The following is a 25181-nucleotide window of genomic DNA, read 5'->3' as shown; positions in this document are numbered from 1 at the left end:
CGCACCTTTGTTGAAATCCTCAGAGAGTTACACTCATATATTTCTTATTTGATGCTAAAATCGTCTGTCTGAGGGTCTAAACTCCCTATCCACGCCCTAATCGCCCCCATCGGAACTAAATAGAGCAACCACACGGCCCGTGAATCCAGATCGGTACCCGTCCCGATAATCACAAAGCTGACGGGAGCAACCGCAAAGACCAACATCAGAAACAACTCAAAGACGGGCCTGAACGCGAAGGCCAACGCGTCTGCCGGTGATTTGTTTCGATATGACCGGTTGACGATGAAATAGCGCCAGACGCGCGATAGCTGAAAGAAAACGGTGCCAGCAATTGCGAGCCCAACTGAGAGGGAAAGTCCTGAATCCAAATCATAGCCGGGAACGACAGGTCTCATGATTACTGCAAGAATGAAAGCTGAGATAATCGCCTTTCGCAAAACGTAGTTGATATTCCGCCGGTATACCGGCGGTATTAGGGCAATCGGTTGAATTGGAGTGGGCTCCTCATCCCAAGAATCCCCATCGAGATCATCCACGGACTGTGGCGTGAACAACGCGACAGAAAAGAACAGGAGGTTGATGACCGCTATCTCGATGAGATAGATGACAGCGATTTCAACGAGACTCCACTCAAATACAACCACTCCAAGAATGAGTGCAGAGTTCAGAATACACGCAAAAACGAAATCGCGGGACTCTCTGAGCATTCCGAGTATTGTTTTGCTACCCTCCATCTGCCTACTCTTTCCCATCTATCTACACATTTCTTCGGTAGCTGTTTAGTTTGAGCGTCGAGTTGACTGTCTCAGATTGACTCCGTTGCCCGTGGCACAGAGCCGGGTGCCCAGAATGGGGTCACGCGTCGAGCGCGTCGCCGAGGTCGTCGCCGACGCTCGCGATCGCCTCCCGGGCGCGGTCGACGTCCTGCATCGTCATGAACCCGTGAACCATCGTCGGGTAGTTCTCGTACCTGGTGGCGACCCCGTCCGCGACCAGTCGCTCGGCGTACGCCTTCCCGCCGTCTCGGAGCGGGTCGAACCCGGCGGTGACGACTGTCGCGGGCGCGACGCCGGAGAGGTCGCCGGCGTTGATCGGGTCGGCGTACGGGTTCCGGCGGTGGATCTCGTTGCGGTAGTACGACTCGGAGAACCATTCGATGTCCGCCCGCGAGAGGACGATCCCGGCGTGTTCCCGGACCGACCCCTGTTCGGGGTCGACGCCGATACCGGGGTAGAGGAGGGCCTGACGTGCGATCTCGGGCCCGTCCTTCTCGGCGGCCATCAGCGCGGTCACGGCGGCGAGGGTGCCGCCGGCGGAGTCGCCCGCGACCGCGACCTCGCCGGTTCCGCGGAGCCGGTCCGTCGCGTCCGCGGCCCACTCGACGGCGGCGTACGCGTCCTCGACCGCGGCCGGGAACGGGCTCTCGGGCGCGAGGCGGTACTCGACGGAGAGGACCGCGCAGCGGCTCTCTCGGGTCAGGTGCCGGCAGAGCCAGTCGTGGGTCTCGACGCTCCCGAGGACGAACCCGCCGCCGTGGAAGAAGACGACGGTCGGGAACGGGGGATCGCCCGCGGGGAGATAGAGGCGCGCGTCGAGGTCGTCGGGCGTCTCCCGACTGCCCGCGTCGTCGGGACCGGGAACGGTCACTGACTCGGTCGCGCCGACGCTCGGCGGGTTTCGGTTCTGGAGCCGCGTCAGCGGCCGGGTTAGGAGTCGAAGCAGTTTCAGCCGGTAGCGTCCGTGCGGCAGCGGAATCCGCGACTGTCGGGCCGCCGCGCGCTTCGCTTGGGGGTCGATCTGGTCGGCGCTCACGCCGCGAGAGTCGTCGCCCCGCCGACAAGACGGTTGCGGCGGACCGGATGAACGAGGGGACGGCGGGTTCTCGGCCGCGACTCAACCCGTCACGCCGACGCCCCGAAGCTCCTCGCGGATCGCGTCGCGTTTCACCAGCCCGAAGCCGACGCAGATGATCAGGAAGCCGGCGACCGTCGTGAGGGTGATCCCCTCGTCGAGGACGAGCCAGCCGACGACGGCCGCGAACACGGGCGCGACGTAGGAGACGAGGTTGATCTCGATCGGACCGAGCCGGTCGAGCAGATCGAAGTAGATGAGGAAGCCGATCCCGCTGGCGACGATAGAGAGGTAGCCCAAGGCGAGCAGCGACTCCGTCGTCCAGACCGCGTCGGCGACGGACTCGCCGAGCGCGAGCGCGAGCAGGTGCGTGAGTCCGGCTCCGAGGAGCATCGACCACGCCTCCATCGTCTCGATGGCGATGTCGGCCTCGGAGGCCCGGGAGAGGACGGAGCCGAGCGCGAACGAGGCGGCCGCGGCCAACACGAGCAGCTTCGAGACGGTGCCGCCGCCGGTCAGGTTCGCGGGGTCGGGGTTCGCGAGGACCACCGCCCCGACGAGCCCGATCCCGAGTCCGAGCGCGCCGACCGCCGTCAGTCGCTCCGCGGGCAGGAAAGCCCGCGCGAACACCGTGGTCAACAGCGGCGAGAGGCTGACGATGACGGCCGCGACGGCGCTTGTCACCGCAGGGTCGCTCTCGCCGACGAACAGGAACGCGTGGTAGGCCGCGATGATGAACACGGCCCCGGAGACGACCTCCAGCCACGCGTCGCGGCCGCGGGGGACCGGGTCGTCGACCGCGTACGCCGCGTAGGCTAACATCGCGACGCCGGCCACGTCGAACCGGAACGCCGCGAACAGCACCGGCGGGAAGTACGCCAGCCCCGCGTTGATCGCGACGAACGCGGACCCCCACGCGGCGGCGAGGACGAGGAACAGCGCGAGGTTTCTGAGACGGCTCACGTCCGCCCTCTCCCGGCGGCGGTCCAAAAGGTTCCGAAAACGGTCAGGTTCGCTGGGTCCGCTCGATGGCGGGCGCGGGACGCGTCCGGGCTCAGAGGGGGCGACCGCTCGTCAGCGCACCCGACCCGTCAGCGCACCTGATACCCGTCCGCGTCGCGGGCGACGACGCCGACGTCGGAGAGCCGCCGGAGGGCGTCGGCGACCGTCGACTCCCGCGCGCCGACCTCGTCGGCAACCGCCGCGGGCGTGCCGTCGGTCTCGATCACCGCGGCGATGACCGTCGCGAAGAATCGGCTGTCGGCCTGCCCCCCCAGTCGCTCGTCGATCTCGGCGAGGGCGTCCTCGACGCGGCCCTGAACCCACCGCTGCGCGAGCGAGAGTTCGCGGTCGAGGTCCTGGAGCCGCGCGAACTCCTCCGCGAGTTCGGCGAGGTCGCCGGTCGCGCCCGAGCCGTCCGGGGCCTCGATCGAGAGGTGGGGACACCGTCCCGACATGTCGAGGCTGTTCTTCGCCGGATACGCGCTCTTCGCGCCGAAGCCGTACGGCGAGACGCTCACCTCCAGCCGGAGGCTGCGCGCGATACGGAAGTACTTGCGTCGCTGGTCGTCCGTCGTCGACTCGACGAGACCGGCCTCCTCCAGCTTCCGCAGGTGGTCGATCACCGCCTTCGGGCTCACGTCGAGGTACTCCGAGATCTCCGTGACGTAGCACGGCTTGGTGGAGAGAAGCCGGAGGATGCGCCGCCGGTTCTCGTTACCCAGGAGATCGAGCAGTACCGCGGAGTCCATTAACGTGTGGTTAGCGTCGAAAACGTATAAGGGTGACTTCCGCGGTCGACCGCGTCACCGATCGTCCCCTCGCCGTCCCGGAACTTCGGTCACGGCTCGTCGTCGGGGTCGGTCACGGCTCGTCGTCGGGGTCGTCGGACGCGTCGAGCCACTCCGTCACGGTCTGTCGGAGCGCGCCGGTCGTGCTGCCGAGATTGAGAATCTGGTAGCCGTCGGCCGCCTTCTCCGCGGCGTCGTCGGTCCCGAAGGAGAGACCGCCGACCGGAACCCCGGCCTCGACCGCCTTCGACCGCACGGTCTCGACCGCCTCTCTGACCTCGGGGTGGTCGATCTCTCCGGGGTGTCCGAGCGAGACGGACAGGTCGAACGGCCCGATGAACACGAAGCCGAGCTCCGGGACGTCGAGTATCTCGTCGACGTTCTCGACGGCGGCCGCGGTCTCGATCGTCGTCCCGACCGTCGTCTCGGCGTCCTCGGTCGCCACGTAGTCGTCGACCAGCCCCCAGCGCCGGGCTCGCGGCGCGGCGAGGCCCCGGTCGCCCGCCCCGTCCTCGTACCGGAACCGGGCGGAGGCGACCGCCTCCCGAACCTCGGCCGCGTCCTTCACACGCGGGAGGAAGACGTTTCTGACCCCCAGATCGAGCGCCTTCCGCACGAGCGCCGGGTCGGTGTCGGGAAGTCGGACGAGCAGTTCGACGCCGGTCCGCTCGGCGGCCCGGAGCAGGTTCTCGACCGTCCCCGCGTCCCACGGGTCCGGACCGCCGTGCTCGAAGTCCAGCCAGACGAAGTCGACGCCGAGTTCGCCGTACAGCTCCACGAGCGTCGGGCTGTACGCGTTATCGAGCACGCCGAGCGCGACCTCGTCGTTCGCCAGCGTCGCCGCGAATCCGTTCGTCCGCGAGTGATCTGCCATGTCGCCTCGCCGTTCGGTCCCCGCGGGCAAACCGTTGTGGGAGGCCGGGTGACAGGAGCGGAGTGGGGGCCGGGCGACGAGGGCGGAGTGGGAGCCGGGCGACGAGGGCTGAGACCGCGCGCACCGAGCCGAAGGGTAGTTACCGAGCGCGGAGAGACGGGGGGTATGGAGACGGCACTCATCGTTCTCGACGGCTGGGGACTCGGAAGCGGCCCGGGAGGCGGGGATCGGGCGGACGGCGAGACGGTCGACCCCTCAGGGCGACCGGCGGGCCGCGACGCGGTCGCGGCCGCCGACACGCCGACGTTCGACGACGCGACCGCCCGCGGGGCCGACGGACGGCTCGTCGTTCACGGTCGCCGCGTCGGGCTTCCCGAGGGGCAGATGGGCAACTCGGAGGTCGGCCACCTGAACATCGGCGCGGGCCGGGTCGTCAAACAGGCGTACACCCGGATCACGGACGCGCTCGCGGCGGGGTCGCTGTCGGACAACGACGCGATCGCGGCCGCGCTCGACCACGCCGCCGAGACGGGCGGCCGCGTCCACTTCATGGGCCTCGTCTCCGACGGCGGCGTCCACTCCGACGTCGAACACCTGCTCGCGCTGATCGACGCCGCCGCCGACGCGGGCGTGCCGGCTACCTCCCACGCGTTCACCGACGGCCGCGACACGGCCCCGGAGATCGCCGACGGGTTCCTCGCCGAGGTGACCGCGAAGGCGGACGAGCGCGGGACGGGCCACGTCGCCACCGTGACGGGCCGGTACCACGCGATGGACCGCGACGAGAACTGGGAGCGGACGAGGAAGGCGTACGACGCGATCGTCGAGCGCGAGGCCCCGCACGAGGCCGAGACGGCCGTCGAGGCCGCCCGCGAGGCCCACGCCCGGGGCGAGACGGACGAGTTCGTCGAGCCGACGCTCGTCGACGACGAGCCCGCGCTCGCCGACGGCGACGCCGTGATCTTCTTCAACTTCCGCGCGGACCGCGCCCGACAGCTGGTCCGGATGCTGACCGGCACCCGCCCCGAGTGGGCGTTCGACCTCGACGGGCCTGATATTCGAATGACGACGATGACCGAGTACGACGAGACGTTCGAGTTCCCGGTCGCGTTCCCGCCGCAGGTCCCCGAGAACACGATCGGCGAGGTCGTCGCGGACGCCGACGGCACCCAGCTCCGGATCGCCGAGTCGGAGAAATACCCCCACGTGACCTACTTCCTCAACGGCGGCCGCGAGGTGGCGTTCCCCGGCGAGCTACGCGAGATCGTGGAGAGCCCGGACGTCTCCACGTACGACCGGCAGCCGGAGATGTCGGCACCGGAACTCACCGACGAGGCGGTCGGGATCATCGACGAGGCGGACCCGGACCTGATGGTGCTCAACTACGCGAATCCGGACATGGTGGGTCACACCGGCGACTTCGACGCGGCGGTCGAGGCCGTCGAGGCCGTCGACGCGCAGCTCTCCCGCCTCCTCGACGCCGTCGCCGAGGCGGGCGGCCACGCGGTCGTCACCGCCGACCACGGCAACGCCGACGACATGGGGACCCCCGAGGACCCCCACACCGCCCACACGTTCAACCCGGTCCCGTTCGTCTACCTGACGCCCGACGGCGACGGCGGGGACCGCGAGGTCCGCGAGGACGGGTCGCTGTGCGACATCGCCCCGACCCTGCTGGACCTGATGGACCGCGACCGGCCCGCCGAGATGACCGGCGAGAGCCTGCTCGTCGAGTGACGGGAGAATAAACGATAAACTCGGGATCGATTCTCGCCCGTTCCACGGCCTTTTAAGGTCGCCACCGTCGTGTGATCGACCATGACAGACGACACGACGCCCGTGATCGCGGCCGCCTACCGAACACCGCAGGGACGCGAGGGCGGCGTCTACGAGGACGTTCGCAGCGAGGACCTCTCGACGACGCTCATCGACCACGCGCTTGACGAGACCGGGCTGACGAGCGACCACGTCGACGACCTGATGTGGGGCGTCGCCCAGCAGCGCACCGAACAGGACAACAACGTTGCGCGCGTCATCGCCCTCCTCTCCGAGCTAGGCGAGTCGGTGCCCGCGACCTCGATCAACCGCTGGTGCGCCTCCTCGATGCAGGCGGTCATCTCGGCGTCGGACGCGATCGCCGCCGGCAACCGCGACTGTATCATCGCGGGCGGCGTCGAGAACATGAGCCGCGTGCCGATGGACGGCGACTCCTACGAACACCTCCACCCAGAGCTGTCGGAGCGGTACAACATCTTCCAGCTCCAGATGGGGATGACCGCCGAGAAGGTCGCCGAGGAGTACGACGTGAGCCGCGAGGCGCAAGACGAGTACGCCGCCCGGAGCCACCAGCGCGCCGCCGAGGCGACCGAGTCGGGCCGGTTCGACGACGAGATCGTCCCCGTCGAGACCGACGAGGGCCTCGTCGAGGAAGACGAGGGGATCCGCCCGGACACGACCGCCGAGAAGCTCGCCGGCCTGTCGCCCGCGTTCACGGGCGACGGGACGGTGACCGCCGGAAACTCCTCACAGATATCGGACGGTGCGTCGCTGACGGTCGTGACGAGCAAGGCGTTCGCCGACGAGCACGGCCTCGACGTGCTCGCCGAGGTCGGCACGAACAACGTCGCCGGCGTCGACCCCACCGTGATGGGAATCGGGCCGGTCCCGGCGACTCGGGGCCTCCTCGACCGCGCCGGCACCGACATCGACGACTACGACCTGGTCGAACTGAACGAGGCGTTCGCCTCCCAGTGCGAGTACGCCCGCCGAGAACTCGGCATCGACGAGGACGTCTACAACGTCAACGGCGGTGCCATCGCGCTCGGCCACCCGCTGGGCGCGTCCGGCGCGCGCCTCCCCGTCACGCTCCTCCACGAGATGGAGAAGCGCGACGCCGAGCGCGGCCTCGCGACGCTCTGTGTCGGCTTCGGGCAGGGCGCTGCGATCGAGTTCCTGCGGTAACGAACTACCCGACTCTTTTCGTCTGCGGTGGCGCGCGCCTGCGAGCGGTCGCCCGTGGCGACCGCGAGACAGCGCCGCGCGAGGGAGTCGCTGGCGGTCGAGCGAAGCGACAACCGCCAGCGACGAGGCTGGGGAGGTGTGAGGCTGTGCGGTGTGGGGCGGGACTCGAAGGGGCAGTCGCGAGGCGGGCAGAGGCGACGTAAGCACCGCAGGGAGCGAGCAATGCGAGCGGCCGAGGAGCGCAACGAGCGTCTGCCCGCCTCGCGGCTGGGGCTTCGGCGGTCTTGCCCACGAAGTCGATCCCAATGAAGTCCGTCACGCACATCCGAGCGGGCGAGACTCCGGAAACCCGGGCGACGCCCTCTGCTTACTCGTCGCCGTGTGTATAGCCGCGGTCGGGTAACGGCTCGCCGTCGCCCGTTACGCGCGGCCCCGCCTCCCCTCCACCCGCCTCGACCACCCTCCCGATTCGCGTCAGACCGGCCGGACATGCCTCCTCAACCGCCGCCACCTCGGACTCCGGGACCGCACACAACAGCTCGAAGTCCTCGCCGAAGTGCGCCGCCATCTCGAACCGTTCGTCTGCCCCGGCGGCCACCTCCTCGACCGCGGGATGAACCGGAACCGCCTCCCGGTCCAGTTCGATCCCGACGCCGCTCGCCTCGACCAACTGGTGACACGACCGCGCGAGCCCGTCGGAGGAGTCCATCATCGCGGTCGCGGTCGCCGAAAGCGCCAGCCCGTCGGCCACGCGCGGCGTGAACCGGAACAGCTCGTTGGCGCGCTCGACCGCCCCGTCGTCGTCCCCTGCGTTTCCACGTTCGAACAGCCGCAGCGCGGCCGCCGACCGCCCCCACTCGCCGGTGACGCAGAGCGCGTCGCCCGGTTCGGCTCCGGCCCGGGTGACCGGTCCCGCGCCGGTGACTGCTCCGATCGCGGTGGTCGCGGTCGTGAACTCGGTGTGTTCGTCGAGGTCGCCGCCGACGTACTCGGCGTCGACCGCCTGGCAGACGTCGACCGCGCCGGCGACGAACCGCTCCAGTTCCGCGCGGTCGAACGCCTCATCGGCGTAGACGGCGACCGCCGCGCTCGCGCTCGCGCCCGTCGCGGCGACGTCCGACAGCGACGCGCCGACCGCGCGCCAGCCCGCGGTGTACCGCGTCGTTCCCGGCGGGAAGTCCGTCCGCTCGTGGAGCATGTCCGTCGTGATGACCGTCCCGTCGACGACGGCGGCGTCGTCGCCCGCGTGCGGGAGGTCGGCCGCGAGGGCCCGGAGGGCGTCGCGCTCGTTCACTGTTCCACGCTCCGCGCGTGGGAGCAATAAGCGATCGGTCCCGGACCGGCGTCACCCGAGGGATCTGTCCCGATCCGCCGCTATCATGGCTCGTGTTGTCATGGAACATTTAATCGAATAAAACAACATAACGAATATTATCATTATCAATCATTATGTTTATTACCATCCTCCGAATCTTCCCGGTCGCAATGGCAGTATCCGTATCCGGACACGCAGGGACCCGACGCACAGACCCGATCACCGAACGACCGCCGCAACCGCCCACACGACCCGATGACGACACCTAACGACACGCCCGACGACACGACCCGACGCACAGACACCACGACGACTCGTTCGACGGACTCGACGTCGACCGACCGAACTGACCCGACTACTTCTCCGCGGACCGTCCCCGGCCGCACTCCGCTCACCGAAGCGGCGGGTGCGCCGCTGGTCCCGACGATGCCGACCCGCCGGGCGCGCCCCCGGTCGCCGGACTCGACGCCGCAGACCGCCGACGAGCGCGACGCGCCGCGGACCGAAGCCACTACTCCCACGCGTCCGCCGACCGACGGCGAGCGCGACGCGCCGCTCGTCCCCGACTTGCGTCCCGCCTCGCGGACGCAGACGGACGGGGGTTCGCGATGAGCGCCGACGCCGGCGACCGAACGCGTCCGACCCGCTCGACGCACAGACCGGTTCCGATGGCCGGGACCGGCGACGGCCCCCGACCCGATTCCACGACGTTCGCGCCCGCGACCCCGTCCGACGGGGGACGCGCCGCGACGCGGACCGACGGAGGCTCGCGATGAGCGCCGCCGCCGCCCGCGACCGAACGCCGAACCGACCCAGCGACCGAACGCCGAACCGACCCAGCGACCACGCCACCACACAGTAACCGATGAATCCCAACGAACTCGACGACGACGTCTTCGACAGAGATATCGACAACCCGGCCGGCCGAAAGCTCCGCGAGCTGTTCGACGAGCAGGAGTACACGTTCGCGCCCGGGATCTACCACGCGCTCGACGCCCGCCTCGCGGAGATGGCGGGCCTCGACGCGGCCTACATGAGCGGCTACTCCACCGTCCTCGGCCAGTTCGGCTTCCCCGACCTGGAGATGGTCACGATGACCGAGATGGTCGAGAACGCGAAGCGCATGGTCGAGGCGACGAACCTCCCGGTCATCGCCGACTGCGACACCGGCTACGGCGGGATCCACAACGTCCGGCGCGCGGTCCGCGAGTACGAGAAGGCCGGCGTCGCCGCCGTCCACATCGAGGACCAGACCTCGCCGAAGCGCTGCGGCCACATCGCCGGCAAGCAGATCGTCTCCCGCGAGGAGGCGCGCTCGCGCTTCGAGGCGGCCGTCGACGCCAAGCAGAGCGAGGACACCGTCATCATCGCCCGCACCGACGCGTACGGCTCCGCCAACGGCGACTGGGAGGAACACCTCGAACGCGGGCGGATCTACGCCGACGCCGGCGTCGACCTCGTCTGGCCGGAGATGCCCGACCCGTCCCGCGAGGACGCGGTCGAGTACGCCGAGACGATCCACGAGACCCACCCCGACCTGGATCTCGCCTTCAACTACTCCTCGTCGTTCGAGTGGGGCGCGGAGGAGGACCCGCTCACCTTCGAGGAGCTGGGCGAGTTAGGCTACCAGTACATCTTCATCACGCTGTACGGGCTTCACTCGGGCGCGCACGCCGTCTACGAGGACCTCTCGAACATTGCCGAGAACGACGAGCAGGCGCAGTTCGACCTCGAAGAGCGCTACATCGGCCACGAGACGGAGAGCCACCACGAGCTCTCCTTCGTCCCGCGGTATCAGGACATCGAGGCCGAGTTCGACCCCGAGGCGCGCAAGCGGCAGGAGGAGTCGGCCGGCTTCACCGAGGAGGAGAACGACCCGATCACGGCCTCCGAGGGCGGCGACGACTGAGACGGAGACTCGGGGGCACGACCCGCCTCCCGCGTCGATCGATCTTTTCGCCGGAACCGTCTCACACTCACTACGTCGACCCCGTTGAAACACTGTTCTTCAGACGCTTTCTCGCCCGAACGGCCGGTCGTTGAAGGGTGCGTATCGACGGACCGTTCCGCCCGTTACTCTGAATAAAGAAACTAGAAAATTTATCTAACCAGTAACCCGACCAGCATAGATGAGACCGCAGTTAGAATCGCTTCTTCTAGGGAAGTCTTTGAAACGATCGCTTCGGTATCTCGGGTACTCGGTCATTCTTATGGGCTTATTCTTCGGCCAACTCTACCTTACTGGGAATTTCGATGTGGGAACATCATCTAGTTTACTTATGAGTCCACTCGGAGCCACAGTATCAGCGAGTATCCTCGCAGGGATACATACATATCGAAATGACGGAATACTAGTGAGTATTGCTGCCGCCGTCATCACCATCATCGGCTATACTCTGTATGGTGTCGTCTCGCTTAATCATCCCCAACCGGACTATGGACTGTTAACCGGTGTGGGGACAGCAATTCTGTATGGTGTACCAGTAGGGATTACAACATCCACTATTGCGTATGTGTTACGTCGATATGTCCCGAGCCGATCTTCAGTAGCATTTGAGGAAAAATAGGGCACTGTGGCTCTGTTGAACTCTGATCTTTCAGATACATTCTCGCCTGAAATAGTCGGCTGATGAGAGTTGCTTATAAGACAGGTATTTCGTGAGTCCTGTCGGTGATGAGAACAAAGTCGTTGCTAGCGTGGTGAACACCTCCGAAGTCCCAGCAGCTCGCTACGACGACGCGCTTACCAAGGACACGACCACCGAAGCCCCAGCCGCGAGGACTCCCGCGGCTCGTTGCGCTCCTCGCTCGCGTTGCTCGCTACGGTGCTTACGTCGTCATCAGAACGCTTCGCGTTCTGATTGGCTCACGAGAGCTTCGCTCTCGTGAACGCCGAGGAGCGTCCTCGCGGCTGCCCCTTCGAATCCCACCCCGCACCGCTCCGCACCGCAGCCTCGCGCCTCCCCAGCCTCGTCGGCTAGCCTCCGCTTCGCTCCGGCTAGCCGACTCCCTCGCGCGGTGCTCCTCGCGGTCGCCAGAGGCGACCGCTCGGAGGCACGCGCCACCGCACTGGGGATTCGTCGGTTACTTCGCCGCACTGAGCGAATACGATGTGAAAACCATCAGCCGTTGAGAGTTTCAACGGTGCCGCTATTCCGAAATCGCCCCGCGCTCTCGGAGTTCGTCTATGTCGCCGTCGCCGTAGCCGTACTCGCGCAACACCGACTCCGTGTGTTCCCCGAGCGCGGGCGGATGGCGGCGGACGGTCGTCGGCGTCCGCGAGAAGTGCATCGGGGAACCGGGGAACGTCACGGTCCCGGCGGTCGGGTGGTCCGCCTCGGCGAGCATGCCGCGCGCCTCGATCTGCGGGTCGTCGAACACCTCGCTCACGTCGCGGACGCGGCTCGCGGGCACGTCGTGCGCTTCGAGCGCCGCGACCGCCTCCGCAGTCGTCAGCGCCGCGAACGTCTCCTCCAGTTCGCGGTCGAGGACCTCGCGGTTGCGGACGCGCCCCTCGTTCGTCTCGAACCGCTCGTCGGCGAGCAGGTCGGGGCGGTTGAGCGCCTCGCACAGCGGCGGCCAGAACCGATCCGACGAGCAGGCGACGACGACGTAGTCGTCCGCCGTCTCGAACGCCCGGTACGGGACGATGTTCGGGTGTTTGCTCCCCATCCGGCCGGGCGGCTCGCCGCCCGCGAAGTAGTTCGTCGCCATGTAGCTGGTCCAGGCGGCTTGCCCGTCGAGGAGGCTCACGTCGATCTTCTGCCCGCGGCCGTCGCCGAGCTCGCGTTCGAGGAGGGCTGCGAGGATCGCCTGCGTCGCGTACATCCCGGCACCGACGTCGGCGAGCGCGACCCCGATCCGGACCGGCGGGCCGCCCTCGACGCCGGTGAAGGACATGAAGCCGCCGCGGGCCTGCATCGTGATGTCGTAGGCCGGCTCGTCGCGGTCCGGTCCCCACTCGCCGAACCCGGAGATGGCGCAGTAGACGAGGCCGGGGTTCTCGTCGACGAGGTCGCCGTAGTCGAGGTCCCACTCCGCGGTCTTGCCGACCCGGAAGTTCTCGACGAGCACGTCGGCCTCGCGCGCGATGTCGCGCACGACCGCGCGGCCCGCCTCGGTCGTCAGATCCAGCTGGACCGACCGCTTGTTGCGGTTGACGCTGACGTAGTAGGCGCTTTCGGCTCCCTCGCCCTCGCCGCGCCCGTCTCCGTCGCGCCTGCTGAACGCCGGCGGGACCCACGTTCGGGTCTGGTCGCCGTCGCCGGGGCGTTCGACCTTGATCACCTCCGCGCCGAGATCGCCCAGTTGTATGGTACAGAACGGGCCGACGAGGACGCGCGAGAGGTCCAACACGGTGAGTCCGTCGAGCGGTCCGGTGTCGCCCTCGGGGTCGCGCGCCTCACCGACCACGCGGTCTCGCCTCCGCGGACCGCCGCCGTGTCCGGTTCATGCGACACGGCTCGCCCGCGAGGGTACTGAGCCTTGCGGCGCGGTCGACCGACGGCCTCCTAGTTTCGGCCGATGACGAAGTACAGGATGATCCCCAAGATAGGCGCGATAAAGACGACGAGCGCCCAGAGAATAGCCGGATGGCCGCTGTTCTTTTGAGCGTCGAAGTACGTCCAGATGGCCGCCAAGAGGAAGACTATCCACAGGGATGGGACAGTCAGTCCGAGGCCACCTAAGAGAGGAATCGACTCGATCACAGCGGCGATCCGTAATGTGGATGTATAACAGTTCTCATAGCTGAATTGGCTGTATAGGGCGCAGTCGGTACAGTGGACGACGTTACCCGTCCATGTGACGGACTCCTTGCTTGGAGACGTTGGCCTCGGTGATCTGTTCGGGCATCCAGTCCGGGGCGTCCGCCGGTGCGTCTTCTTCCCACGTCCACGCGTCGTAGATGTACACCTTGTCGGTGCCTTTCTCTCGGATTCGGATTTCGGTCGTTTGCTCCTTCGCGCGCTCGTGACTGCTGGACGGATCCACCCGTCGGGCGGCCTTCAGCGCGGCCTGCCGGGGCACTTGCCCGGAGAAGACGCTCTCTTCTCCGCCGTCCTGATCACACCGGTACAAGGCCGGAAGCCCACGACTTCTGTCGTGGGAGGAAGGCTGACGCGGTACCGAGACAACAGATTGATACTTCGAACCCTCAAAAGTAATTGTAGTCCCTGACAGCCAAATGTGTTGGCAGGGACGGGCTGTCCGTCAGCCAGCCCCGACATCGGGGGCGCACTTGGCCCACCGATAATTAAATTGGCGCTGGCCGTGCGGTGCGAGGCTATCCAAGCCTACGACTTCAGTCGTGGGTAGCTGACGCAGCGCGAAGTTTCGCTGGCCATCTTCCCGTGTCATTAGATAACACGCGTCTACCTTCCGGGGATATGTTTATTAAATACAACGACAGTCTCGGGGAAATGAGAATTCGTCTGGGTCGTGGCCGAACGATCGGTGCGAAGAACTCCCAGCGTGTCAGCGCCGTCGATTCAGGCCAAGAGAGGGGAGTAGTACCTGTCGGTTCAGGACGGGAGGTCGGAAAAGAGACTCGTCGATTCAGGCCGGGAGCGTGTCGATGCCGTTGATCTCGACGTAGCCGTAGCCGCAGTCGGGACAGCGCCACTTCGTCTTCTCACCGAGGTGGAGCGTCATCGCCGCGGTCCGGTAGAACGAACGGGTCTCGCTACACGCGGGACAGTCCACGTCCTTTTCGAGCGCCATGCGCGCCGATCGGTCGGGGACGGTGTTGAACCTACTGGTCCGGGCGTCGCGGTCCGCGGTCGGCTGCTCCGAACCCCGCCCTCACCACACCGGCGCGAGCAGCAGCGCGACCGTCGCGGAGATGAAGACGAGCTTCAGTCCGGTGTTGACGACGATCACCTTCGTCCCGAACGACGCGCCCCAGATCCCGTACTGGAACGGGATCGACCGCCGGAACGTGGAGACGGCAAAAGAGAGGATGCTCCCGATGAGCAGCGACGCGACCGCGGTGCGCGTGGTGAACACCCCGGCCTCGGTCCCCGCGAGCGTTACCGCCCCCGCGGTCGTGTCGAGCGTGAACACCGCGATGACGGGGACGGCGGCACCCGGAAGCCCCAACACGCCGGTTATCGGCTCCGCGACGCTCGTCAGCGCCGCCACGTCGTACGTGGAGACGAGCCAGATCACGAGGGTGTACACGACCGCGAGCCGCGGGACGATCCGGCGGAGCGTGCCCCACGACTTCCCCGCGGCGTCGCGGACGCGCTCGCGGGCGTCGCGCTCGTCGGCGTCGGGACCGGTCGCGTCGACGTCGGCGAGCGCGGACCGGTCGACGTTCGACTCCGAGAGGAGCAGTCCGCCCGCGAGGACGCCGGTGACGGTGATGAGCAGCGCGATGCCGGCCCGCGCGCCGACGTAGACGGCACCGGTGGTGACCCCGAGGATCGGGATCAACACCGGGACGTAGTAGGTGAACACGTGCTGGACGAACCCGAAGAAGGTGTTCATCACCACGGCGACGAGCGTCGCCCGGTCGTCGAGGAAGCCGGACTCGCGGTACTCCGCGAGCGTGGCGTAGCCCGCGGTCGTCGACGCCGCGGTCGTGAGGATCGCCGTACCGACCTCGTCCGGGAGGTTCGCGGGCCGCGTGAGCCACCCGGCGACCCCCGCGACGTAGCGGACCAGCCCGAACGCGACGGCGACGTTAGCGGCGAAGACCCCGCCCGCGATGAACGCCGTGATCCGGGCCAGCCGAGGGATCACGTCCGCGAGCAGCGTCGAGAGGTCGGCGACGACCGATTGCACGCGCTGCGGTAGGTCGGGGGCGACCAAATGGCCGTCGGAACGGTTCGGGGTATCGGAACGGCGCGGGGCGTCGGAACGGCGCGGGGCGTCGGAACGATTCGGGGCATCGAAACGGCGCGGGGGGTCGGTCGGCTCACTCCGGTCGCTCCGTCGAATCGCCGTTCCTCACACACGTCTCGACCCAAACGGGCGGGCGACGAAGCGTTGAGAGCCCCCCGAACCCAAACGACTATCGCGTTCGTGAATCACCGGACGGTATGACCGAACACGCCCGCTCCCTGCCCCGGCGTGTGCTCGACCGTCTCGCCGGCGTCAACATGTGGCTCGTCGTGGCCGCCGGCTTCGCGCTCGGGTTCACCGTGAGCCACTTCGACGGGCCGTGGTGGCTGGCCTTCCTCTGTTACCTAGGCGGAGGATTCCTCCCCGTTTTGCTCTCGACGGTGCCGAGCGACGAGAACGGCTTCGAGTACGAGATGACGAACCGGGAGCGGGCGGTCTACCTCCTCGGGGTGCTCCGCTGGGCGTTCACGCCGTGGGGGATCTTCACACAGCTCCTCCAGCTCGCCGGACAGGGAGTCGCGTACGTCCGATACCGAGGGGATCTACCGAGTACGGAGCGACGGGCTCCCGAGACGGAGCTGCGTCTCCCCGTCGAGGGCGAGTGGACCGTGGTCAACGGGGGCGTTACGCCCGACACCTCCCACTCGTGGGGGATCTTCTCACAGCGCTACGCCTACGACTTCCTGCGAACCGACGGCGACGGAACGACCCACGCCGGATCGGGAACCGAGCTTGCGGACTACTACGCCTACGGCGAGCCGGTCGTCGCGCCCGCCGCCGGGACGGTCGTCGACGTGAGCGACCGCCGCCGGGACTACCCGGGCGTCGGAACGGCGCTCGTCGAGTGGCGCACTTGGGACATCGCGGGCAACCACGTCACCATCGAACACGCCGACGGCGAGTACTCCTTCCTCGCACACCTTCAGGCCGGGAGCACGACGGTTTCTGAGGGCCAAGAAGTCGCGGCGGGGGACCTTCTCGGTCGGTGTGGCAACTCCGGGCACTCCAGCGAACCGCACCTCCACTACCAGCTTCAAGACACGGCCGACTTCTGGACCGCGGCGGGCCTCGCGCCGCGCTTCCACGGCGTCGATGTCGAGCGCGACGACCGGAAGGCGGACGAGCGCCCGGTCTACGCCGACCGGGAGGGCGGAGACGGGGTGTACCTCTGGGCCGGTGACCGCGTCCGACAGCGCGGGTGAGTTCGGGACGATCGGTGGCGAGAGGCGATCACAGGCGGGGGTCGGTTTCCGACGGAGCGCCCCGAACACGTCAGTCGGACTGCCCCGTTCACTCCGGTCGAGCCGCGCGAGACTTTTCATCCCGGCCGGTGAATCCCTGCCCGATGGCACCCGCCGAGGACGACATCTCGATCGACGAAAAGCGCGTGTACGCGGGCAGCGCCGGCCGGACCGACGCCTACGTCGCGACCGGGGCCGGGGTCGTCCGCGTGTCGCTGTCGGCCGACAAGATCGGCGCGTTCGACATGATCGCCCGGGATCCCGCCCGCGACGTCGCCGTCCTCGCGCGCGACGAGCCGACGGACCTCGTCGCCGCGGCCACGCCCGACGGCCTCGCGGTCGCCGCGGTCGGCGAGGATCCGGAGCTCGCATCGGTCGACGACGACCCGGCGGTCGCGGTGGGGCCGGCGAGCGGCGGCGGTTCACTCCTCGTCGCGCGCGAGGGCGGCGCGATCGAGCGCGTTGCGTTCGCGGACGGCGGGACGGCGGTCGCGTCGACGACGCGGCTCGGCTCCGTCGCGGATCCACGGGCGGTCGACGGCGCGCTCGTCGCGGCCGTCGACGGGGTGTACCGCGTCGCGGGCGGCGGGATCGAAGACGGCGGGCTCGACGACGCCCGCGACGTGGCCGGCTCCGGGATGCCGCTGGCGGCGACCGGCACGGGACTTTACTGGCTCGGCAACGGCTGGATGACGGTTCGCGAGGAGGCGACAGACGCGGTCGCGGCCGACGGCGACGGCCACGCGATGGCGGTCGTCGAGGGGGAGTTGTTGGTCCACGCGGGCGCGGGAGAGTGGGGGGACGAGGCGTGGGAGCCGACCGACCTGCCGGTCGACGAGGAGCCGGTCGCGCTCAGCTACGGTCCCGGCGTCTCGGTCGTCGTCACCGCGGCGGGAACGCTCTGCGTGGACGCGGGTGACGGCTGGCGTCATCAGGTGGTCGGCGTTCGAGATGTCGCTGGCGTCGCGCTCGCCGTCGTCGAATGATTCGATGAAACGGAGATTGAACCGATAGCGAGCGGTGCTACCGTCCCAACCGCTTGCTACGGAGTAGCCCACTCTGTGACCGAGACCGCTAAATTACGGGCTGCTCGGCCGTACGGGACGAATCTCATTGGGAGCGACTCTGCGACCGAGACCGCCGAAGCCCCAGCCGGGAGGACGGCACAGGTGACGTAAGCACCGCAGCGAGGGAGCGAGTGAAACGAGCGACTGAGTGAGGAGCGCAACGAGCGTGTGCCACCCTCCCGACTGCCCCTTCGAGTCCCGCCCCGCACCGCACAGCAACCGCACCTCACGCCTCCCCAGCCTCGTCGCGGTCGCCGGGGGCGACCACGACTCCCTCGCGCGTGCTGTCGCCGGCGGCTGCGCCGCCGGCTATCAGAGAGACCTTCGGTCTCTCCCTACTCGCGGCCGCCGGGGGCGGCCGCTCGCAGGCACGCGCCACCGCTGTTCCACTTCTCAGTGATCGACTTCGTTCTCGCTTTCGACCCTCCTACGCGCTCGGCAGGTCAATCTCTTTGCCGTCGGCGTAGACGGTCGGATTCCGGATGATCCCGTCGAGGTGGAGCGGCGCGTCGGTCTCGCCGCCGATTCCGGCGTTGTCGCCGATCGCGACGTGAACGGTGCCGCCCGCCTTCTCGTCTAAGAGGACCGAGCCGACCAGTTCGTCGACGCCGACGTTCGTCCCAATTCCAAGCTCCGCGAGGTTGTACGCGGCGTCGCCCACCTCCTCGGCGGCGGCCTCCACGTCGGCGCGGATCTCGTCGTCCGAGATGGAGGTGACGAACCCGTCTTCGACCTCGAACCGGAGCTGTTGGTCCTCGTCGAGCAGGCCGTGGGGCATCATCGTCCCGTCGACGACGTAGGTGCCGGTCGCGGTCTCGGGCGCGACGAACACCTCGCCCGCGGGCAGGTTCGAGAAGTCGCCCGGATCGCGGACCATCCCGGTGTCGGCCAGCCACTCGCGGTCGCCGATCCCGAACGTGACGTCGGTGCCGGCGGGCGCGGTGACCCGGATCTCGTCGGCGTCGCCGATCTGTCCCAGCACGTCGTCGCAGGCGGCCTCGATGGCGGCGTAGTCGGCGTCGAGGCCGGTCGTGAACACGTCCTCGGTGATTCCCGGGAGCGTCGCGCCGCGCGCGCCGGCGTCGCAGGCCGCGCCGCGGGCGCGGGTGTGACTCAGGCTCTTCGTGGTGGGCGCGAGGAAGACGTCGGCCTCGGCCATCGCGGCCGCGACCGGTGCCGGCGGCTCCGCCCCGTGCTGGTCGGCCGGCGGGTATCGCAGGATCGTCGCGTCGCCCGTGACGGCGTTCGCGGCCGCGTAGAGCGCCTCGCCGATCGGCTCGCGCTCGTCGTCGGTGACGACGACGACCGACTCGTCGGAAGCGACGTTCAGGCACTGTTCGATCGCGGTCTCGGCACCGTCGGAGAGATCGGCTGTCATACCGCCACCTCTGAACGGCCGGGCGTTAGGCCTTGTCATCGACGGTTTTACTCTATTCCGTAATCGAATTATTTACGTCCGGTCCCGATTTCCGTCGAATTAACCGACTGCTTACTCGTGGGGTAGTTAATTTCATTTTGCTCCCCTCGAAAACATTATGTCGATGCCCGAGTGACGGACGGATATGACACGCGTGGGCGTCAACGGCTACGGCACGATCGGGAAACGGGTCGCGGACGCCGTGGCGGCCCAGCCCGACATGGAACTCGTCGGCGTGACGAAGGCGTCGCCCGACTACGGCGTCGAGGCCGCAGTCCGTCGCGGCTACGACCTGTACGCGGCGGTCGACGACCGCGTCGACGAGTTCGCGGCCGCCGGCGTGGACTTGGCCGGATCGCTCGACGACCTGCTCGACGCCGTCGACGTGATCGTCGACTGCGCGCCCTCCGGCGTCGGCGAGCGCAACGCCCCCGTCTACGAGGCCCACGACACGCCGGCGGTGTTCCAGGGCGGCGAGGACGCCGCCGTCGCCGAGGCCTCGTTCAACGCTCGCGGGCGCTTCGAGGCCGCCCGCGACGCCGACACCGTCCGCGTCGTCTCCTGTAACACGACCGCGCTCTCGCGGCTGCTCGCGCCGCTCGACGAGGCGTACGGGATCGGGAAAGCGCGCGTCACCCTCGTGCGCCGCGGCGGCGACCCGAGCGAGACCGACCGCGGCCCGATAAACGACATCGTTCCCGACCCGGCGACCGTCCCGTCTCACCACGGACCCGACGTGAACGAAATTCTCCCCGACGTCGCGGTCGACACCGCGGCGCTGAAGGCACCGGTCACGGGGATGCACACCCACAGCGTCAACGTCACGCTGGAGACCGAACCGGACGAGAACGACGTCCGCGACCTGCTCGCCGGCGAGGACCGGATCTTCCTCGTACCCGCGGCCGCGGGCATCGACGGTGCCGGCGCGTTGAAGGAGTACGCGGCCGACGCGGGACGTCCCCGGGGAGACCTCTGGGAGAACTGCGTCTGGGAGGAGTCGATAAGCGTCACGGGCCGGGACCTCTACCTCTTCCAGAACGTCCACCAGGAGGCCGACGTCGTCCCCGAGAACGTCGACGCGATCCGCGCGATGGCGACCGACGTCGGCCGAGCCGAATCGATGGCGCGCACGAACGAGACGCTGGGCGTGGGTCTCGACAGCCGACTGGGGGACGGCGAACTGGCGCGCGCGGAACTCGCGGCCGACGACTGACGGGTTCGCTCGATTTTCTCACTATCAGTCGGGCCGCGGTCGGTCCGCTTCGCCCGCTACCGGGCGGAGACAGTACTCACTCGGTCGGTCGGGTCACGAGGAACGTCCGCCCGCCGCGGCGTTCGAGGTGGACCTCGCTGCCGTCGACGCGGTTCGCACGGGCCCGGTCCGGGAGGCGGTCGGTTCGACACTCGGTGACGTCCACGCGCGTCGGCGTCACGTACTGCGGTCGGTCGGCGGTGACTACGCTCATACCTCCCGATCGGGAGGGAACGCTCCTATAACCGAGCCGTCCGCGGAGTGAAAGTGAAAGTGGACGCCTCGGCGTCGGTGCCGGCGAATCCGAGATCGGATCGCGGTCGAACTCCGATCCGGCCTATCGGCGGAGACCGGCCGCTTCGTCGCCGTCGACGAACCGCACCGTGAAGTAGTCGTAGCCGCCGTAGGCGGCGTCGAGCGCGCCCATCCACCAGTTCCACCGCTCGACCAGCGAGGAGCCGTCCGGGGCGTCCTCCATGTGTCCGACCGCCCCGCTTACCGTCAGTCCGTGGCCGCGGTCCTCGGAGGGCCGACCGGAGTCGACGAGGTCGCGGGCCGCTCGCGAGACGGCGCGCCGCTCCGCCTCGGTCCCGCCGAACTCGTCTTCGAGCGCGCGTTCCAGACGCTGTCTGTCCATGTCCGTGTTACGGGACGCGGGTATATGAGTCGCGTGGTAGGGGGTCGCACATCCGGTGCCGTAGCCGGCTCACAGTCGGGCGGCGAGCGCGAGGAAGAGGATTGAGAACGGAGCGGTGAGCAGCGCCAGCGCGATCCCGCCCGCGCCCTCGCCGCCCGCGACGGCCATCAGGAGGCCGACGACGAGCGAGAAGGAGCCGAGAACGGCGAGCGTGACTCGCTCCGGAACGCTCGCGCGGTCCGGCCCGTCGCTCGCCGCCAGCACCGCGTCGAGTGTCGACTCCACCGCGTCCGCCTTCTCGGACGGCACGAACAGCCACGGCGTCGACCGATACCACGCGTTCCCGCGGTAGGCGAGCAGGAACACCGTCGTCCACGGGAAGTCGATCCGGCGGGTCCGCACCACAGAGTCGAGGTCGTCAGTCCGAGTTCGGTCGTGCGTGTGGTCCGTCCGCTCGACGACGCGTTCCGCCGGACTGAGCCGGATCGACGTTCCCTTCGAGCCGGCGAAGATCGGTAGGAACCAGATCAGCGGGAACAGGTAGAACAGTCCGATATCGGTCGGCGACGGTCCCCACACCCAGAGCGTGGCGAGCGGGACGATACCCGCGAGCACCCAGCGGGGACGGATCGATCCCACCGAGAGCGAGTAGTCGCCGAACGTCGACCGGAGCTCCTCGCGGGCCCCCTCCGTCGATCGGTCGTAGGCGATCAGGAGGTATACGAGCGAGAACGGACCGCCGACGAGCAGCAGCACGCCGAGTACCCACAGCTCGGCGTCGCCGACCGTTCCGCCGCCGGTCGCGGCGGCCCACGCCGCCTCCGCCACGGCGACGGCGACGACCCCGATCACCGCGAGGAGCCCGACCGCGACGACGAGACTCACGCCGAACGCGACCGATCGGAGCCGGTCGTGTCGGACCGGCCCCCACTCGATCGGACCCAGTCCGGGAGTCTCGTCGGAGCCGGGCGACTCGTCCGACTCCCCCGTCGCGGACTCGGCGGGCGCGACGCGTTCGGCGTCGTCGTCGGATCCCCGACGGTCGGCGGCGTCGGCGGTGTCGGTGGTGGCGGTTCCGCTCTCGGAGGGCATACGAGCCGAGTTACCGCCCGTCAGACAAAAAGAGTGAGGTCGGTCTCCGTCGCGCTCCGAGCGATTACGCGCCCGGTTCGACCGACCGCGCGTCAGAATCGGCGGACTCCGCGCTCGACGCCGGCGGCTCGGCCGGTTCCACGTTCCCGAGCCGGAGCGCGTTGCCGGTGACCCCGAGGCTCATCCCCATGTCGCCGACGACCACGGCCATCGCCACGCTCACGTAGCCGAGCGGGGCCCCTGCGGCGAGGACGGCCTTCACCGCGAGCGTGGCTCCGATGTTCCGGCGGATCGTGTCGCTCGCCCGCGCCGAGAGGTCGATCACGTACGGGAGCCGCGTCAGGTCGTCGGCCATCAGCGCCACGTCGGCGGTCTCGATGGCGGTGTCGGTGCCGGCGGCTCCCATCGCGATCCCGACGTCGGCGGCCGCGAGCGCCGGCGCGTCGTTGATCCCGTCGCCGACCATCGCCACGCCGCCCTCGGTCTCGGCGGCAAGTTCGCGAACCGCCGCGACCTTCTCGTCCGGCAGCAGCTCCGCGCGCACCTCGTCGACGCCGACGCGGTCGCCGATCGCCCGCGCGGTCCGCTCGTTGTCGCCGGTGAGCATCGCGACGCGGTCGACCCCGAGGTCGTGGAGTCGGTCGACGACCCACGCCGCCTCCGGGCGGACGGTGTCCGCGACCGCGATGACGCCCTCAAGCTCCGTCTCGGTCCCCACGAGGACGACCGTCTTCCCCTCGGCCTGTAGCCGCGGGATCGTCTCGCTCGCCAGATCGAGGTACTTCCCGTGGTCGCAGGGTTCGGGGTCGGGCGTCTCCGGGGCGTCCTCGGCCGACTCGTGGCGCTCCGCGCCCCGGACCACGCCGCCGTCGGACCGGACGTGCGCGTGGCTCAGGTCGAAGCCGAGGTCCGCGAACAGCGAGGGCTTGCCGGCGTAGTGGGTCTTGCCGTCGAGGTCGGCGCGGACGCCCTCGCCGGTCAGGGCCTCGAAGCCGGTGACATCGGTCGAATCCGCGTCGGCGCGGACCTCCGTCTCCTCGCCTCGGCTCACGATCGCCTCCGCGACCGGGTGTTCGCTCCGTCGCTCGATGGCGGTCGCGCACGCGAGCACGTCGGCGGCGTCGCGGCCGCCGAGCGGGACGACGTCGGTCACCGACAGCTCGCCCCGCGTGAGCGTCCCGGTCTTGTCGAGCGCGACGGCGTCGACGTCGCCCGCGGCCTCCAGGTGTTCGCCGCCCTTGATCAGGACGCCGTTGCGGGCCGCGGCGGTGACGCCGGAGACGACGCTGACGGGCGTCGAGATGACGAACGCGCAGGGGCACGCGACCACGAGCAGGGTGAGCCCGCGGACGAACCACGTCTCCGCGCCGCCGCCGACGAGAACCGGGCCGAGCGCGGCGGTGAGGATCGCCCCGACCACGACGACCGGAGTGTAGACGCCCGCGAAGCGGTCGACGAACCGCTCGGCGCGCGTCTCCTCGCCGTTGGCGGCCTCGACGAGTTCGACGACCTTCGCGATGGTCGACTCCGACGCGGGGGCCGTCGCCTCGATTTCGAGGTAGCCGGCCTCGTTGATCGAGCCGGCGTACACCTCGTCGCCGGAGGCCTTCTCCGCGGGGACGGACTCGCCGGTGATCGGCGACTCGTCGACCGCGCCGGACCCCTCGCGGACGACGCCGTCGAGGGGGACGCGCTCGCCGGGGCGCACCGCCAACCGTTCGCCCGTCGCCACGCTCTCGACGGGCACGGTCTCCTCGTCGCCGTCGCGGATCACGACCGCCTCGTCGGGGGACAGCTCCATCAGCTCGCGCAGGGAGGTGCGCGCCCGGTCGATGGAGTAGCGTTCGAGGAGTTCGGCGACCGAGAACAGCACCGCGAGCGTCGCCGCCTCGAACGGGAGGTCGACGAGCAGCGCCGCGACGACTCCCACGCTCATCAGCAGGTCGATGTCGAGGCTCAACCCCCGCAGCGAGTAGAACCCGTTCCGGAGGATCGGCGGGCCGGCGACCGCGACCGCCAGCAGGTACGCGACGGACGCCCCGGTGACGACGTACGGGCCGAGGAAGCCAATCCCACCCAGCGTCACCAAGGTCGGGTCGAGTCCGGGGAGCAGCCACTCCAAGACGAGCCCAACCGCGAGGAGGCCGCCGCCGATCGCGGTGGCGATCGCTCGGGGGCTGGTGAACAGGTCGTCCGCGACGCCGTCTGACTCCGCGTCGGCGACCGCGTAGCCGGCGCGCTCGACGGCCGCCGTCAGCGCCTCGACGTCCGTGCGCTCCGGGTCGTACGTGAGGACGACGACGCCCGTCGTCGGTCGCGTGTCGACCGAGAGGACGCCCTCGCGGTCGAGCGCGCCCTCGACTTTCCCCGCGCACGACGAGCAGTCCATGTCCGGCACTGAGAGCCGGAGTTCCGTCCCGTCGGGGCGGTCGGACCCCCCGCCGGACGGTTCGGTCGGCCCGTCATCGGGACCGGTCGGTTCGCGTGAGTCGCTCATTACCCGATCGTACCCGGCGGAGCGTTATTAATCCGACTGCCATCTCCGAGACCCTATTTATAAATAGTTATTAAAAATTAAACTGAGAGTAGCAATTTTCAGCGAGTATTTATACACGGCATTCTCGGCCACTACTCACCCGTTTTCCGGTCGGCGCGCGCCTCCGAGCGCCCTTTTAGGGGCGCGAGTAGCGAGGGACCGAAGGTCCCTCGGACAGCCGGCGGCGAAGCCGCCGGCGAGAGCGCCGCGCGAGGGAGTCGGGCGGCCGGAGCGAAGCGGAGGCCGGCCGACGAGGCTGGGGAGGCGTGAGGCTGTGCGGGGCGGGGTGAGGCGGGACT

Annotated in this window: 23 protein-coding genes; 7 read left to right on the top strand and 16 right to left on the bottom strand. The window is 68.7% G+C overall.

Annotated features, from left to right (window positions below):
* Positions 1–44: 44 nt before the first annotated feature.
* From QOL69_RS03965 to QOL69_RS03945, 5 genes are all read right to left on the bottom strand, one after another.
* A complete protein-coding gene (locus QOL69_RS03965; RefSeq protein WP_283402119.1) occupies positions 45–737 on the bottom strand; it encodes a hypothetical protein in 693 nt (230 codons plus the stop codon).
* Between the two features lie 121 nt (positions 738–858).
* On the bottom strand, positions 859–1815 hold the full coding sequence (locus tag QOL69_RS03960) for a LipP1 family hormone-sensitive lipase (RefSeq protein WP_283402118.1): 957 nt from the start codon (positions 1813–1815) through the stop codon (positions 859–861).
* An 81-nt stretch (positions 1816–1896) separates the two neighbouring features.
* Positions 1897–2817, bottom strand: a complete 921-nt coding sequence (locus tag QOL69_RS03955) for a DMT family transporter (RefSeq protein WP_283402117.1) — start codon at positions 2815–2817, stop codon at positions 1897–1899.
* 128 nt (positions 2818–2945) lie between these two features.
* Positions 2946–3605, bottom strand: a complete 660-nt coding sequence (locus QOL69_RS03950) for an ArsR/SmtB family transcription factor (protein WP_283402116.1) — start codon at positions 3603–3605, stop codon at positions 2946–2948.
* 112 nt (positions 3606–3717) lie between these two features.
* Positions 3718–4518, bottom strand: coding sequence for an HpcH/HpaI aldolase family protein (locus QOL69_RS03945; protein ID WP_283402115.1), 801 nt, complete (start codon positions 4516–4518; stop codon positions 3718–3720).
* Positions 4519–4683: 165 nt separating this feature from the next.
* Here QOL69_RS03945 and gpmI point away from each other — a divergent pair, with 165 nt between their 5' ends.
* Positions 4684–6255: a 2,3-bisphosphoglycerate-independent phosphoglycerate mutase gene (gpmI, locus tag QOL69_RS03940; protein ID WP_283402114.1), complete on the top strand. Its 1572-nt coding sequence runs from the start codon at positions 4684–4686 to the stop codon at positions 6253–6255.
* Between the two features lie 81 nt (positions 6256–6336).
* Entirely contained in the window at positions 6337–7479 is a 1143-nt protein-coding gene (locus QOL69_RS03935) for a thiolase family protein (protein WP_283402113.1), read from the top strand.
* A 367-nt stretch (positions 7480–7846) separates the two neighbouring features.
* Here QOL69_RS03935 and thiL read toward each other — a convergent pair whose 3' ends face one another.
* Positions 7847–8773: a thiamine-phosphate kinase gene (gene thiL, locus QOL69_RS03930; protein ID WP_283402112.1), complete on the bottom strand. Its 927-nt coding sequence runs from the start codon at positions 8771–8773 to the stop codon at positions 7847–7849.
* Positions 8774–9049: 276 nt separating this feature from the next.
* Here thiL and QOL69_RS03925 point away from each other — a divergent pair, with 276 nt between their 5' ends.
* Together QOL69_RS03925 and aceA are read left to right on the top strand one after the other, a co-directional pair.
* Positions 9050–9406, top strand: coding sequence for a hypothetical protein (locus QOL69_RS03925; RefSeq protein WP_283402111.1), 357 nt, complete (start codon positions 9050–9052; stop codon positions 9404–9406).
* Between the two features lie 253 nt (positions 9407–9659).
* The gene (gene aceA / locus QOL69_RS03920; protein WP_283402110.1) at positions 9660–10703 is read left to right on the top strand and encodes an isocitrate lyase; all 1044 of its coding nucleotides are present in this window, start codon (positions 9660–9662) and stop codon (positions 10701–10703) included.
* A gap of 1241 nt (positions 10704–11944) precedes the next feature.
* Here the strand turns inward: aceA and QOL69_RS03915 are convergent.
* The 5 genes from QOL69_RS03915 to QOL69_RS03895 all read right to left on the bottom strand — a co-directional run bounded on the left by QOL69_RS03915 (position 11945) and on the right by QOL69_RS03895 (position 15580).
* On the bottom strand, positions 11945–13207 hold the full coding sequence (locus QOL69_RS03915; RefSeq protein ID WP_283402109.1) for a CaiB/BaiF CoA transferase family protein: 1263 nt from the start codon (positions 13205–13207) through the stop codon (positions 11945–11947).
* Positions 13208–13305: 98 nt separating this feature from the next.
* On the bottom strand, positions 13306–13467 hold the full coding sequence (locus QOL69_RS03910; RefSeq protein WP_283404207.1) for a PLDc N-terminal domain-containing protein: 162 nt from the start codon (positions 13465–13467) through the stop codon (positions 13306–13308).
* Between the two features lie 118 nt (positions 13468–13585).
* Positions 13586–13873, bottom strand: a complete 288-nt coding sequence (locus tag QOL69_RS03905; RefSeq protein WP_283402108.1) for a non-histone chromosomal MC1 family protein — start codon at positions 13871–13873, stop codon at positions 13586–13588.
* Positions 13874–14350: 477 nt separating this feature from the next.
* Positions 14351–14515, bottom strand: a complete 165-nt coding sequence (locus QOL69_RS03900; protein ID WP_195155690.1) for a DUF7838 family putative zinc beta-ribbon protein — start codon at positions 14513–14515, stop codon at positions 14351–14353.
* Between the two features lie 81 nt (positions 14516–14596).
* Entirely contained in the window at positions 14597–15580 is a 984-nt protein-coding gene (locus QOL69_RS03895; RefSeq protein WP_283402107.1) for a nucleoside recognition protein, read from the bottom strand.
* A 257-nt stretch (positions 15581–15837) separates the two neighbouring features.
* On the opposite strand from QOL69_RS03895, the gene QOL69_RS03890 reads away from it, so the two are divergent.
* Positions 15838–16842: a M23 family metallopeptidase gene (locus QOL69_RS03890; protein WP_283402106.1), complete on the top strand. Its 1005-nt coding sequence runs from the start codon at positions 15838–15840 to the stop codon at positions 16840–16842.
* 143 nt (positions 16843–16985) lie between these two features.
* Entirely contained in the window at positions 16986–17867 is an 882-nt protein-coding gene (locus tag QOL69_RS03885) for an HVO_0234 family beta-propeller protein (RefSeq protein WP_283402105.1), read from the top strand.
* Positions 17868–18375: 508 nt separating this feature from the next.
* Here QOL69_RS03885 and QOL69_RS03880 read toward each other — a convergent pair.
* Positions 18376–19326 (bottom strand): aminopeptidase, encoded by a 951-nt coding sequence (locus QOL69_RS03880; RefSeq protein ID WP_283402104.1) that lies wholly within the window; start codon positions 19324–19326, stop codon positions 18376–18378.
* 184 nt (positions 19327–19510) lie between these two features.
* Here QOL69_RS03880 and QOL69_RS03875 point away from each other — a divergent pair, with 184 nt between their 5' ends.
* Positions 19511–20578, top strand: a complete 1068-nt coding sequence (locus QOL69_RS03875; protein WP_283402103.1) for a type II glyceraldehyde-3-phosphate dehydrogenase — start codon at positions 19511–19513, stop codon at positions 20576–20578.
* Between the two features lie 76 nt (positions 20579–20654).
* On the opposite strand, the gene QOL69_RS03870 is transcribed toward QOL69_RS03875, so the two are convergent.
* The 4 genes from QOL69_RS03870 to QOL69_RS03855 form a co-directional block, all read right to left on the bottom strand.
* The gene (locus QOL69_RS03870; RefSeq protein WP_283402102.1) at positions 20655–20831 is read right to left on the bottom strand and encodes a hypothetical protein; all 177 of its coding nucleotides are present in this window, start codon (positions 20829–20831) and stop codon (positions 20655–20657) included.
* A gap of 123 nt (positions 20832–20954) precedes the next feature.
* Positions 20955–21254, bottom strand: coding sequence for a WNWW family protein (locus QOL69_RS03865; protein WP_048076293.1), 300 nt, complete (start codon positions 21252–21254; stop codon positions 20955–20957).
* A gap of 69 nt (positions 21255–21323) precedes the next feature.
* Positions 21324–22346, bottom strand: a complete 1023-nt coding sequence (locus tag QOL69_RS03860; protein ID WP_283402101.1) for a hypothetical protein — start codon at positions 22344–22346, stop codon at positions 21324–21326.
* A 64-nt stretch (positions 22347–22410) separates the two neighbouring features.
* Complete coding sequence (locus QOL69_RS03855; protein WP_283402100.1) at positions 22411–24843, bottom strand: heavy metal translocating P-type ATPase; 2433 nt, start codon at positions 24841–24843, stop codon at positions 22411–22413.
* Positions 24844–25181: the final 338 nt, after the last annotated feature.

Origin of the sequence: Halorubrum sp. DM2 (genome assembly GCF_901686465.1) — an archaeon.
GTDB lineage: Archaea > Halobacteriota > Halobacteria > Halobacteriales > Haloferacaceae > Halorubrum.
This window is presented reverse-complemented; position numbering and strand designations above follow the sequence as displayed.

Coding starts and splice junctions, on each gene's coding strand:
- QOL69_RS03965 (WP_283402119.1), bottom strand. CDS start 737: ATGGAGGGTAGCAAAACAATACTCGGAATGCTCAGAGAGTCCCGCGAT.
- QOL69_RS03950 (WP_283402116.1), bottom strand. CDS start 3,605: ATGGACTCCGCGGTACTGCTCGATCTCCTGGGTAACGAGAACCGGCGG.
- QOL69_RS03945 (WP_283402115.1), bottom strand. CDS start 4,518: ATGGCAGATCACTCGCGGACGAACGGATTCGCGGCGACGCTGGCGAAC.
- gpmI (WP_283402114.1), top strand. CDS start 4,684: ATGGAGACGGCACTCATCGTTCTCGACGGCTGGGGACTCGGAAGCGGC.
- QOL69_RS03935 (WP_283402113.1), top strand. CDS start 6,337: ATGACAGACGACACGACGCCCGTGATCGCGGCCGCCTACCGAACACCG.
- QOL69_RS03925 (WP_283402111.1), top strand. CDS start 9,050: ATGACGACACCTAACGACACGCCCGACGACACGACCCGACGCACAGAC.
- aceA (WP_283402110.1), top strand. CDS start 9,660: ATGAATCCCAACGAACTCGACGACGACGTCTTCGACAGAGATATCGAC.
- QOL69_RS03900 (WP_195155690.1), bottom strand. CDS start 14,515: ATGGCGCTCGAAAAGGACGTGGACTGTCCCGCGTGTAGCGAGACCCGT.
- QOL69_RS03890 (WP_283402106.1), top strand. CDS start 15,838: ATGACCGAACACGCCCGCTCCCTGCCCCGGCGTGTGCTCGACCGTCTC.
- QOL69_RS03885 (WP_283402105.1), top strand. CDS start 16,986: ATGGCACCCGCCGAGGACGACATCTCGATCGACGAAAAGCGCGTGTAC.
- QOL69_RS03880 (WP_283402104.1), bottom strand. CDS start 19,326: ATGACAGCCGATCTCTCCGACGGTGCCGAGACCGCGATCGAACAGTGC.
- QOL69_RS03875 (WP_283402103.1), top strand. CDS start 19,511: ATGACACGCGTGGGCGTCAACGGCTACGGCACGATCGGGAAACGGGTC.
- QOL69_RS03870 (WP_283402102.1), bottom strand. CDS start 20,831: ATGAGCGTAGTCACCGCCGACCGACCGCAGTACGTGACGCCGACGCGC.
- QOL69_RS03865 (WP_048076293.1), bottom strand. CDS start 21,254: ATGGACAGACAGCGTCTGGAACGCGCGCTCGAAGACGAGTTCGGCGGG.
- QOL69_RS03860 (WP_283402101.1), bottom strand. CDS start 22,346: ATGCCCTCCGAGAGCGGAACCGCCACCACCGACACCGCCGACGCCGCC.
- QOL69_RS03855 (WP_283402100.1), bottom strand. CDS start 24,843: ATGAGCGACTCACGCGAACCGACCGGTCCCGATGACGGGCCGACCGAA.